This is a genomic window from Candidatus Hakubella thermalkaliphila (genome assembly GCF_013281975.1).
Lineage (GTDB): Bacteria > Actinomycetota > Humimicrobiia > Hakubellales > Hakubellaceae > Hakubella > Hakubella thermalkaliphila.
Genome location: NZ_BLRZ01000052.1, coordinates 1 through 12,941, shown reverse-complemented (window position 1 = coordinate 12,941; position 12,941 = coordinate 1). Strand labels below are relative to the sequence as shown.

The 12,941-nt window shown below is 43.7% G+C and carries 9 protein-coding genes and 1 pseudogene; all 10 read left to right on the top strand.

All coding sequences use genetic code 11. The features are described 5' to 3' along the window. Positions 1-334, top strand: a 334-nt coding sequence (locus tag HW443_RS06205; protein WP_176237991.1) for an aminoacyl-tRNA deacylase, incomplete at its 5' end; no start/stop codon positions are given. 19 nt (positions 335-353) lie between these two features. After that, complete coding sequence (ispH, locus tag HW443_RS06200) at positions 354-1,229, top strand: 4-hydroxy-3-methylbut-2-enyl diphosphate reductase (protein WP_176230845.1); 876 nt, start codon at positions 354-356, stop codon at positions 1,227-1,229. A gap of 43 nt (positions 1,230-1,272) precedes the next feature. Then, positions 1,273-2,736, top strand: coding sequence for a DUF512 domain-containing protein (locus tag HW443_RS06195; protein ID WP_176230846.1), 1,464 nt, complete (start codon positions 1,273-1,275; stop codon positions 2,734-2,736). Next, positions 2,717-3,076 (top strand): cupin domain-containing protein, encoded by a 360-nt coding sequence (locus HW443_RS06190; RefSeq protein WP_176229142.1) that lies wholly within the window; start codon positions 2,717-2,719, stop codon positions 3,074-3,076. The genes HW443_RS06195 and HW443_RS06190 overlap by 20 nt, the downstream gene beginning before the upstream one ends. Positions 3,077-3,139: 63 nt before the next feature. After that, a complete protein-coding gene (der, locus tag HW443_RS06185; protein WP_176230847.1) occupies positions 3,140-4,438 on the top strand; it encodes a ribosome biogenesis GTPase Der in 1,299 nt (432 codons plus the stop codon). 90 nt (positions 4,439-4,528) lie between these two features. Then, positions 4,529-4,786, top strand: coding sequence for a hypothetical protein (locus tag HW443_RS06180; protein ID WP_176230848.1), 258 nt, complete (start codon positions 4,529-4,531; stop codon positions 4,784-4,786). 551 nt (positions 4,787-5,337) lie between these two features. Beyond that, positions 5,338-8,694, top strand: a complete 3,357-nt coding sequence (locus HW443_RS06175; RefSeq protein ID WP_176237990.1) for a helicase-related protein — start codon at positions 5,338-5,340, stop codon at positions 8,692-8,694. After that, positions 8,691-11,396, top strand: coding sequence for a TrlF family AAA-like ATPase (locus HW443_RS06170; protein WP_176231580.1), 2,706 nt, complete (start codon positions 8,691-8,693; stop codon positions 11,394-11,396). The genes HW443_RS06175 and HW443_RS06170 overlap by 4 nt, the downstream gene beginning before the upstream one ends. 17 nt (positions 11,397-11,413) lie before the next feature. Then, positions 11,414-12,643, top strand: a complete 1,230-nt coding sequence (locus HW443_RS06165; protein WP_176231579.1) for an ATP-binding protein — start codon at positions 11,414-11,416, stop codon at positions 12,641-12,643. Between the two features lie 4 nt (positions 12,644-12,647). Beyond that, positions 12,648-12,860, top strand: a pseudogene (locus HW443_RS06160) (DUF1156 domain-containing protein); the annotation flags it as partial. Between the last annotated feature and the right edge of the window lie 81 nt (positions 12,861-12,941).

Sequence of the window (12,941 nt, the reverse complement as noted above, 5' to 3'; positions counted from 1 at the left end):
TTTGGTGGTGAAGGCTAAAGGCAAAAGGGCTATTGTGGTCCTGCCTGGCTCTTCCAGATTGGATGCCAGAAAGCTGAAAATATTGATGGGGCACAGCGACGCGCGGCTGCTTCTGGAGGAGGAGCTGGAGATGGAATTTCCCAGCTTTGAGGTGGGTGCTATCCCTCCCATCGGTGCCCTATTTGGCTTCCCGGTCTATGTAGATGAACGACTTCAGGCAGAGAAGATAGTCTTTACCGGTGGAACTCACGTTGATTCAGTGAGGATGAATTATTCTGACCTATTGAGTCTGGTTCATCCCCAGGTGGTGGATCTGGTAGAAGAGCCGGAATAACTTTCCAGGGAAAGAGAGCATGGACATCCTTCTAGCCAAGCATGCTGGCTACTGTTACGGTGTTAACCGGGCTATCAAGATGACTCTGGACGCCTCGGAACAAAGGGGAGGTCCTATCTACACCCTGGGCCCCCTAATCCACAACCCTCAGGTGATAAATAAACTCACGGAGCGGGGAATCTTTCCCGTCGAAGACATCCATGAGGTAGAAGGAGGGGGCATTATTATAGTCAGATGCCACGGGATTGACCCAAAAGTCATCCTGGAAGCTAAAAACAGGGGATTGAGGGTGATCGATGCTACCTGTCCCTATGTACGTAAGGTGCAGGATAAGGCCTCCCTTTTAGTCAGGGAGGGCTACTTTTTGGTCATCCTGGGGGAGAGGGGCCACCCTGAGATCAATGGCATTGTGGCCTGTGCCGCTGGGGAACACATAGTCCTGGAGAGTGCCGATGAGGTCAACAACCTCCCCCGCCGAAGAAAAGTGGGGCTGGTAGTCCAGACCACCCAATCTCAGTCCAACCTGGTTGCTCTGGTGAGTGAATTAATCAAAAGAGTAGGGGAGCTTCGGGTTTACAATACCATCTGTAATGCCACCATGCTTCGTCAGAGATCAGCCCTGGAGCTGGCTAGAAAAACTGATCTGATGCTGGTGGTGGGAGGCAGAAACAGTGCTAATACCACCAGGCTGGCAGAGATCTGTAAAGGGGTCAATGCTCATACCTTTCATTTGGAGACCGCGGAAGAGATAGAAGAGCGGTTTTTCCAGGAGGTCGGGACCCTGGGAATCACCGCTGGAGCATCTACACCCGACTGGATAATCGAGGAGATTGTGCAGAAGATCAAAGTCATCTCCTCAGGAGCCCCTGAGCTGAAACATGGTAGGGCGCTGTGATCCGATAGACCAAGGACATATTCGAGATAGGACGTTGGAAGCGATGGGAGCAAAAGCTCTGGTCCGCAAGGTAGCCAGGGAGAGCGTAGCCGAAAGGTGGGGGATAAGGCCAGGTGACCGGCTTCTCAGCCTGAATGGAAACAGACTGAGAGACGTCTTTGACTATCAGCTTCTGATCCAGGAGCCGGAGCTGGAGTTGCTCATGCAGAGAGACGGTAATCTCATTACTCTACACATATTAAAGGAAGAATCCCAGGACCTGGGAATTGAATTTGAGAATTCTCTTTTTGATGGGGTCAAGAAATGCAATAGCAATTGCCTGTTTTGTTTTGTGGATCAAATGCCCAACGGGTTAAGGAGGACTCTCTATTTTAAGGATGATGATTACCGGCTTTCTTTTCTTCACGGCAATTTTATTACCCTGAATAACCTGACTGAGGAAGAGGCAGAGAGGATAGTCAAATTTCGCATCAGCCCTCTTTATGTATCTCTCCATAGCACTTCGCCTCAGGTGAGGTCCTTTCTCATGGGCACATCTCGGACAGAACATGGTCTCAGGATGCTGCAATACCTGGACTGCCAGGGAGTCTCGACCAACATCCAGATTGTTCTCTGTCCAGGAATAAATGATGGGACTGTCCTGGAAAGTACTCTGGCCGATCTTTTGTTCAAGTACAACCACATAAACACAGTTGGCATTGTACCTGTCGCCAGGGGGAATCATTTCCATGGTCATCCACGGATCGTCAATTGCACTCCAGAGAAGGCTGGGGAACTAATTGAGACCGTGGAGCGGTGGCAACAGGCCTTCAGAGCTAAGAGGGGTAGAAATACTGTATTTGCTGCCGATGAGTTCTTTATGCTGGCCAGGAAGCCCTTTCCGGAAAGGACTTATTATGACCATTTTGAGCAACTGGAAAACGGCATTGGTCTCTGCAGACTCTTTATGGATGAGGCAGAAGCATACCTGGAGAAGATGCTTTCTCAGGCAAGAATCGGGGGTGGAGCAGAGAAGAGAGCAAAGATGACCATTAGAGCTCCATCCCTTCCTTTACTGATAGTTACAGGGATAGCTGCCAAACCCGTTCTGTCAGAAGTGTTACAAAAGGTGCTGAGTATTTATCAGATGGATGTGGAGCTGCTGGCAGTACCCAACAGTTCTTTGGGGCCCCGGATTACAGTCACCGGACTTCTTTTCGGGAAAGACATAATAGAAGCTCTTTCCAGCTCAGACTGCGCTAAGAGAGTGGTTCTTCTGCCCGATATCATATTTAACTCCTATGGCCGCACCTTAGATGGAATGAGCCTGCATGAACTGAAAGAGAACACCGGTCTTTCTATACGAGTGGTAAGATCTGAGGGGAAAGCTTTTGTCCAGTCCATTCCAGGCCGAAATACTGTAGGGGGGAAGAGAGATCACGACTTAAGCCTGGAATCAGACACAGGAAAAACCGCAACTATGGTCAAGTCCAAGGAGGAAATTGCTCATGTATGTCACCAGCATTGATGATGTAAAAGCAGAGGAAGTCAATCCCGATCATGCTGAAAAAGCGACGGTGCGCTGGCTCCTATCCCAGGAGATTGGGGTGCCTAACTTTGAGATGAGATACTTTGAGTTCGAGCCAGGAGGATACACTAAAGAAGACCGACATCCCTTTGAGCATGAGGTCTTCGTGGTACGGGGTGAAGGTGCAGTTGTAGGAGAAAATGGGGAGAGGAAGTTAAAGCCTGGAGATGCCATCTACATTGCTCCCAATGAAGTTCATCACTTCAAGAACCAGGGGACAGAGCCATTTGGCTTCATCTGCCTTATTCCCAGGGGCCTTAGTAGAGCCGGGAAGAAATAAGAAATGGAGTGAACAGACCCCAGTCTGGATATCTTAGTACAGTTTGTTTTGAGGTGGTAGTTCTTGATCAGATTGCCTGTCGTAGCTGTAGTAGGTCGGCCCAATGTGGGCAAATCAACTTTGATTAACCGGATCTGCCAGAGCTCGGAACTGGTGGTTCAGGAAAAGCCGGGCAGCACCAGAGACCGTAAATACATGGTCGCTGACTGGAGAGGACGTCTTTTCCAACTGGTAGATACCGGCGGCCTGGACTTGAGATCCGGGGAAAAGCTACACCAGGATGTGGTCAGGCAGGCTACTCTGGCCATGGAAGAGGCAGATCTTATCCTGTTTTTGGTTGATGGCAAAGAGGGACTACTTCCCTCCGATCTGGAGGTAGCCTCTGCTCTGCGGAAAGTAACCAAACTTGTATTTCTGGTGGTTAACAAGATAGATAATCCGGAAGATCACTACTCCCATATGGAGTTTTACTCCCTGGGTTTTGGTGATCCCATAGCCATCTCGGCTCTGCATGGGATAGGTGTAGGCGATCTTTTAGATGGGGTGGTCAAATATCTTCCAGTCAAGGAAGGGGAACTCAAGGTCGACCTCTCCATTGCCATCGTCGGCCGACCCAATGTGGGTAAATCCTCTCTCCTCAACCGCATTCTGGGCCAGGAGAGGGTTATTGTTTCCGATCTTCCTGGCACCACCCGAGATGCCATAGATACCGTGGTCAAAATGGATGACCTCATGGTCCAGTTTGTAGACACAGCCGGTATCAGAACCAAGAAAAGTGGATACGATGACGTGGACTACTATAGCGTAATACGCACTTACCGCTCCCTGGAGAGAGGTCAGATAGCTCTGGTGGTTATCGACGGCTCAGCGGAGATATCGCGAAAAGATGTAACCATTGGCTGGGAAGCTCTGAAGAGGGGATGTTCCATAATCTTTGTCTTGAACAAGTGGGATAAGCTGGCGGAGGAGGAAAGGCTGGCTATGAACAAGGCAGCAACAGAGAAGCTGGCTGATCTTGCTTTTGCTCCCGTGGTAAGAGTATCTGCCAAAACGGGCATGGGTTTAAATAAGCTTCTCAAGACCATCTTTCAGGTCTTCCAGGAAAGATCTAAAAAGATAAGTACCAAGAAACTGAACGAGTTGCTTCAGGAGATAGCCCAAAAGGCTCAGACGGCCGGTTTCTCGGCCCTCAAGCTAAAATATATGTCCCAAATTAAGACAGATCCTCCCACTTTCATCCTTTTTCTGAAAAACGTCTCCAAAGCCAGCGAACCCTTCAGGAGGTTTGTCATCAATAACCTGCGGGCCCGCTTTGGGTTCAGTGCAGCTCCCATAAGGTTAATCCTGCGGGAAGCGGAGTAGGCCTGTAGGAGTAGTATATTCAGGGGAAATTGACGCCTCCTGAAGAAACCACTATAATGCGTACACACAATATGGAGAGGAGAAGTAACGATGGAAACGCCGATGACAGCCATCGAAATGACGGGTGTGGTGGATGAGCAACACCGACTTAAGTTGGATCAGTTGTTGCCGATTCCCGGCCCGACCCGGGTGCGAGTAATCATCCTGCTCCCTTCGGAACCAGAGGACTGGGATGAGTCTGAATGGCTGAGGGCAGCCGCCAGCAATCCGGCCTTTGACTTCCTGAAAGAGCGAGAAGAAGACATCTACACGCTAGCAGACGGGAAGCCTTTCTATGACCAAGGGTAAAGTTGTCCGTAACCATTAAGCTACCAGAAGTAAAGAATTTTCGGATTTTTTGGTGATCCTGCTCAACCCCGGCGATCTGTATATTAGCATCATTCCCTTTTGAGACCCAACCCTTAAGGCTTTTCCGGTTAACCCTGATTACGGTCCCGGTAATTAGATTGCCTTCATGTTCGAAACTAATTTCATCCCCGATCTGGAAATCTTGGCTCTTCTCAAGAAACCCTGGCTCTCCCTAACTCTCCGATACCTTTACAAATCTGCCTGGGAAGTTCAACCAGCTCTTCTAAAGAGAGGTTTTCTATCTCAATATTATTCACCACCCTATTATACCAAAAAATGCTCATGTTCCAGACCGTTCTAGGCTATACATAAGCCATTTGGAGCCTGACCTTGTATACCGTGGCCGATTAGGGGCGAAATATGCATTGATGAACCTACCCTAGAAGAAATTGAGATAAAGAAGGTAAAGGTAATATGTTACAATATGCTAACGCTCAGGACTTCTTTTATGCTGAAACCGTTAGGCGAAACGGTGGCTTGGAGGATTACATATGATTAAGGAAGGAATGATAATTGAAGGTCCATTTTGGCGAGAACCTGTGGAAATAAAGAAGATTGAGGAATTTGCTGGTCGGATTCATATCATAGGTGCAACTATTTACTCTAACGAACATATAGACCAGTTAATACCCAAAGAAGAGATTGAGAAACTAAAAACGAGGGAGTTTGTTTTAGATTTTACCACCAAAGGTTCTGAAGCATTCTTATCCATTGAGGCAACACGTTTCCGGCTTGCATCACTTTTTGACCCGCTTTTAGCCATGAACACTTCCAAGATAGACCCTTTGCCTTTCCAGATAGAAGCAGTGTATGGTTATATTCTGAAACTTCCCCTTATAAGATTTCTCATTGCAGATGACCCTGGTGCTGGTAAAACTATTATGGCTGGGCTGATTATTAAAGAATTAAAATTAAGGGGTGTTGTAAATCGTATTTTAATAGTTGTTCCCGGTCATCTTAAAGACCAGTGGAGAAGAGAACTGAAGGAGAAGTTTCAAGAACATCTCACAATAATTGATAGAAGTTTGTTAGACGCCCATTATGCGGAGAATCCGTGGCGAAGGGAAAGTCAAGTCATTACTTCCCTAGACTTTGCAAAAAGGGAGGAGATTTTACCATCCCTTAGTAGCGTTGACTGGGACCTGGTTATAGTAGATGAGGCTCACAAAATGGCTGCTTATAGATATGGAGATAAATTATCAAGGACTGAGCGATACAAATTAGGCGAAGTTATCTCAAAAACTACAGACCATCTACTCTTTCTTACTGCAACGCCTCACAAAGGTGACCCCGAAAATTACAGGCTTTTTCTGGACCTTTTAGTGCCAGGATTCTTTGCCACACAAGAGTTGATTGATGAATCCTTAAAGAACAGAGACAATCCTCTATTTATCAGAAGGATGAAAGAGGATTTAAAAGACTTTGAAGGAAAACCTATCTTTACCAATCGCTATCCTAAGACCATTAAGTTCAGATTATCTGAAAAGGAAAAGAAATTATATAATGAACTTTCAAAATATGTAATTTCTCAATATAACAGGGCTTTACAGATGGACAAAAGGAGAAATGTTGCATTTGCATTGCTAATCTTGCAAAGGAGGATGGCATCAAGCACTTATGCACTTCTTAGATCCCTTGAAAGAAGAAAAGAGAGGCTTGAAGATTTGCTTAAAGGGCCTGAACTCATAAAAGAGGTTCCAACTTATATTGATATTGAAGAAGTTGATGATTATGAAGAAGAGGGACGGTGGGAACAGGAAAAGAAATGGGAAACCCTAAGCATTGCTGAGAATAGGGAAGAATTAGAAAAAGAGATTGCTACTCTTAACGAATTGATAGCAGAGGCAAAGGAGATTCTTGATGAGGAGCAAGAGGTCAAACTAACAGAATTAAAGAAAGCCGTAGAGGGGGGGTTTAAAAAGATAAGAGAAATGCAGGGGAACGAGAAGATATTAATCTTTACCGAATCCAGAGATACAATGGAATATCTACTAAAAAGGATCAAGTCGTGGGGATATTCTGTAAATTATATTCATGGTGGTATGAGATTAGAGGAAAGGGTAGAAGCTGAGAAGGTTTTCCAACATGAAAAGCAGATTATGGTTGCAACCGAAGCCGCTGGCGAGGGCATAAACCTTCAGTTTTGTCACCTTATGATAAATTACGATATACCATGGAATCCTAATAGACTTGAGCAAAGAATGGGAAGAATTCACAGATATGGACAGCAGAAAGATGTCTATGTCTTCAATCTGGTAGCAGAGGATACAAGGGAAGGTCAAGTTCTGGCTAAAATTTTTGATAAACTCGAAGAAATTAGAAAGGCTATGGGAAGCGACAAGGTGTTTGATGTTATTGGTGATGTATTCTACGGAAAAAACCTCTATCAACTCATTTTAGATGCGGTAGCCAGTGCAAAAAGCATGGATGAGATAATAAAAGAATTGGATATCAGAGTAGACGAAAAATACATTAAAAAGATTAAGGAGGCATTGGGAGAGAGTCTGGCGACAAGACACATTGATTATACAAGAATAAAAGAGATGGCTGAAAAAGCAAAAGAGTACAGAATGATTCCAGAGTATGTGGAGGAATTCTTTAAAAGAGCACTCCAGATAGCAGGCGGGAAATTTAGAGTTAGAAAAGACGGGTTTATTGCAATAGATTCAATCCCTTATGAAATAAGAAAAATAGCAGACCTGCCTGTCGCGTCCGCGATGCAGACAGGAGAGGTTGATTTTAAAAATCGATATGGCTCTATCCTTAAGTCATATCCAAAGGCAACATTTGATAAAGAAATTGCTTTCAAAAATCCTGATGCAGAGTTTATATCCTTTGGGCACCCACTCTTTGAGGCATTAATTGAGTGGATAAACAGAAATTACTTTACCAAATTGCAGAAAGGCGCAGTGTTTGAAGACCCCTCAGGAAGATACGATGGTGTTTTATGGTTTTTCGAGGGAGAGGTAAAAGACGGAAAAGGAAGCATTGCAGGCAAGCGTCTTATGGCAATTTATGACAATGGTAAAGAATTAAACGGAGTCAATCCAGCAATTTTATGGGATTTTGTTCCGCAGGATTCCAACGAGCCGACGAAATTAGATATAACAAAAGAGAAGGCACAAGAATATTCCATAGATGCTGTTTCTGCCTACAAACAGGAGATATTTAAAGAGAGGAAAAGGCAGGGAGAAATAAAAAGGAAATACGGGATTAAATCTCTGGAATATTTAATAGGCGAGCTCGATGTTGACCTTGCTGAACTTTATGAAAGAGAGGCAAGAGGTGAAAAAGTTGATATTGCTATAAGAAACAAAGAGGAGAGAAAAAGGCAATACGAAGAAACCTTAAAAACACTGCAAAAGGAAATAGAGCAGGAGATAAGTCTAACAATCTCTATGCCAAAATTTTTGGGCGCAATCCTTGTCCAACCTACGACTTCCAAGGAAATGATAAGCAATGAGGAGATAGAAATGATAGGTATGGTGATTGCGATGGGATATGAAAAAACTCAGGGGAGAGAGCCAGAGGATGTTTCAAAAGAAAACTTGGGATTTGACATAAGGTCTAAGGGTGACCTGCCTGCGCAGGCAGGTGGAGAGACAAGGTATATAGAAGTCAAAGCAAGAAAGGATGAAGGGCAGATTGCTCTTACCCTCAATGAATGGTTTAAAGCAAAAAGATTTAAGAATCAATACTGGCTTTATGTAGTTGCCAATGCAGTTAAAAATCCAATCCTTTACATAATAAATAATCCGACAGAAAATTTGAAGGTGCAGGAGAAGGTTGAGGTTGTGAGGTTTGTAGTACCTTTAGAGGAGTGGAAGAATAAAGGGGTGAAGGTATGAACAAAAAAGAAAGGGAACTTTTAAACAGTAAATGGCCAGAAAACATAGAAAAAGCTCTGGACCTTCCTTTAGGTGCTAAGTATTTTCGCTGTGCACTCCACGTAAATCCATTTAGTTACTTAAAAACCAATAGAGGGCAAGACCATGGGCTTAGTGAACAAGAATATAACTCTCAGTTGATTGATAAATGTCAAGAGGTTGAAATAAAGGTTATTGCCATCACTGACCATAATCAGGTGGGTGGGATTAACGCTATTAGAAAACAGGCAGAACTATCAGGTATAACGGTCTTCCCAGGCTTTGAAGTTGCCTCATCCGAAGGCGTACATTTACTTTGCTTTTTTGACCCAGATAAAGAAACCAATGTGTTGGAGAGGTATTTAGGTGATTTTGGGATTTATGCCACAGACCCTTCCACAAAAAATTCATCAGAATCATTCTCAGAAATTTTGCGAAAAGTCCAAAAGGAATGGGATGGTATTTGTGCAGCTGCCCACATTACTAATAAGGGTGGTCTTCTCCGGATGCTGCAAGGAGAGGCCAGGATAAATGCATGGCGTGATCCTAATCTATATGCTGTTCAGATTCCGGGTTCTATTAGTGATTTAGAATATGCAGATGAACAGATTGTTTTAAACAAGGATACAAATTATAAGAGGGCCAGAAGAGTTGCTGTAGTAAATGCATTGGATATAGCGAGACCAAAAGATTTAGAATCTGTTCAGGCTTCTGTCTATATCAAGATGTCTCAGCCAACTATTGAAGGTCTGAGACAGGCATTTCTTGATCCAGATTCAAGGATTCGCCTCTTATCCGAAGAGGAACCTCTTGAGCATACTGAGATGGTAGCGTTGACATGGGAAGGAGGGTTCTTTGACGGTGCTGCGATTCATCTTAACGAGAATTTGAATACGCTAATTGGAGGTCGTGGAACAGGTAAGTCTACAATCATAGAGAGTCTCCGCTATGTCCTTGACCTTGAACCATTTGGTGAAGAGGCAAAAAAGGCTTCTTCCGGGATATTGAAACAGGTAATCCGAAGTGGTACAAAGATTTCTTTGCTTGTTCATTCTCCTCATCCTTCTCCCAAGGAATACCTCATCGAAAGAACCTATCCAAATCCTCCCGTAATAAGGGATGCAGATGGAAATGTGCTCAGTCTCACCCCACGGGATGTCTGCCGAAATGTAGAAATTTATGGTCAACATGAAATCGGTGAGCTTACAAAATCCCCTACTAAATTATCAAGATTATTAGACCGATTCAAAGATGAAGACCTCTCTTTAGCTGAAAGAAAGAGAAAGACAGATAAAGAGTTAGCACTTAACAGGAGAAAGCTGATTGATATTCAAAAAGAATTGGGCGAGATTTCTGAAAACCTGAGTCGTTTACCTGCTCTCGAAGAAACTCTGAAACGATTTAAAGAGGCGGGATTAGAAGAGCGTCTAAAAGACCAAGGTTTACTGGTCAAAGAAGAACAGGTTTTAAAGACAGCCAGGTCCCGTTTATCTCAAGTAAGAGATGGCCTTGAAAATATTCGCATGATAGTGGAAGTTGATCGAGCATTTGTCTCCGAAGTAGCCTTGAAACATCTTCCTGCCAGGGATACGCTTCGCGAGATTGATTCCATTTTAGCATTGTTAGAAACTAATCTCAGGAAGATTATTGGGGAATATGAAAGGTGCTTGAGAACAGCAGAAACAGATATAGAGAAAGTTTCAGAGACATGGGAACGACGCCGTCAGGAGGTGCAACATGAATACGAAAAGTTATTACGTGAACTTCAAAAAGAAGCTATTGATGGAGAAGAATTTGTCAGGCTCCGCAGGCAAATTGAGGGATTGAAGCCATTAAAAGACCGTGAGGAGAAATTAAGCAAAGAAAAGGCGGCTCTTTCTGTAAGACGATTTAATCTAATAGCGGATTGGGAGGACCTAAAGAGAGCAGAATTTAGAGCTATTGAAAAGGCTGCTAAAAAAGTAAACAAAAAATTAGAGAAACAGGTTAGAGTAAACGTCTCTTTTTGTGGTAACCGGGAACCACTCTTTGAGATGTTACGGCAAAGGATAGGAGGACGCTTAAGCGAAGCAATCGCTACGCTTAGTGGAAGAGATGATCTTTCGCTACCCGAATTTGTGGCAACATGTAGAAAAGGAGCCGCTGAATTGCAAGCTAAATTTAAGATTACATCAGATCAGGCGCGTAGGATTAGTGAAGCAGGGGAAGAAGTATTTATGGAACTTGAAGAACTCGATTTACCGCATACCACTATCATAGAACTCAATATCGGTTCCCCAGACAAAGAAGTATGGAAAGAGATGAATGATTTATCTACCGGACAAAAGGCAACTGCAATCCTTCTCCTCTTATTACTTGAATCTGATGCTCCACTCATCATTGATCAACCAGAGGATGACCTCGATAACTTCTTTATCGCTGAAGGAATTGTCCCAAAAATGCGGGAAGAAAAGCACAGGAGACAATTCATTTTTTCTACCCATAATGCAAATATCCCTGTTCTTGGTGATGCAGAACTAATCACTGGTCTTAGGGCACTTGGCGAGGCAGAAGAAGGGCATGGAGAGATCCCAGTGGAATGGATGGGGTCCATTGATGACAAAAATGTCCGATTGAATGTGGAAGAAATCCTGGAAGGAGGGAGAGAAGCCTTTGAAATCCGCAGGGCAAAATATGGATTTTGAAAAGGTGGATGATAGCTATGAATAGAGCAGAATTATTGGAAATTATTCGAAACGGTGAAAGTTCGGGTGTTGAATTTAAGCGGGACGATGTACATCCTCAAAGCCTGGCAAAGGAGATTGCATCATTGGCGAATCATGAAGGTGGTTATATCCTCATTGGCGTTGAGGATGACGGCACTGTAACAGAACTTATACATCCAGATATAGAAGAATGGGTAATGAATATTTGTTCTAATGACATCCACCCGCCAATCATTCCCTATTTTGAGATTGTTTTATGGGAAGGTGATAAAAAGATTGGAGTGATAACAATTCCAGAAGATAGCCCTGATAAACCATACAAAGCTCGTCAAGGAAGCCGATGGGTTACATTCGTACGAATAGGGAGCACTTCGCGGGAAGCGACCCGTGAACAAGAACAAAGACTCTATCAGACTTCCGGCATATTTCGGTACGATATTAAACCTGTCCCTGGTTCTTCCTTGAAAGATTTGGACATGAACCGGCTCATAAATTATTTCAGGGATATACGTGAACAAGATTGCCCAGAACAAGAAGAAACTGAACAATGGATGACATTACTTATAAATACAGAGATTATGGTTGAATCCCGTGGTAAAGCGATTCCTACGGTAGGAGGTATACTGCTTTTTGGGAAAAATCCTAACCGTTATCTTCCACAGGCAGGTATTTCTGCAGTGGCATATAAAGGTCAAGAGAAGGACTACAATACCAACGAACGAGATGTAATCAAAGGTCCTGTAGTGGCATTATTTAATAAGGATAAGGAAATTGTTGATACAGGCCTGGTAGAGCGCGCTATAGATTTTGTTCGTAGAAATACAGGTTCCAAATCATATCTGGTGGAAGGTAGACGCATTGATAGACCTGATTATCCCGAAGAAGTCATTAGAGAAACAATTGTTAATGCGATTGCCCATAGGGATTATACCATCAGTGGGACAGATGTCGAACTATCCATTTACGGTGACCGTTTGGAAGTGATTAGCCCAGGAAGACTTCCAAACACGGTAACGGTAGAACGAATGAAAACAGGATACCGGGTGACGCGTAATGAACTTATCAAGGAGGTGCTCAGAGATTATCATTATGTTGAAGCAACTGGTCTTGGAGTTCCAAGAAAGATTATTGCTGGTATGCTTAAACATAACGGCACAGAGCCAGATTTAATCGAAGAAGAATATTCATTTATGGTTCGGCTATGGAGAGAAAAAACTGAGGGCTGATGGCATGAAGAGATTTATAGAAGTAAGTTTTCCTGTTAAAGAAGTAAGCGTTGAGTCCGCAAGGGAAAAGAACATCAGACACGGACATATCTCAACATTACATATCTGGTGGGCTCGAAGGCCTTTGGCATCCTCCAGGACTACATCTTATGCTGCTTTAGTTCCTACTCCAGAAAAGGATTTGGAATGGGATAAAAAAAGACAATTCATAATAGAACCCATTTTCCGCAAGTTGAAATCATGTTTTTTCGGATTTTTCACCTTCTACGACAGACTGTCCCCAATAGTAATCTGAGCT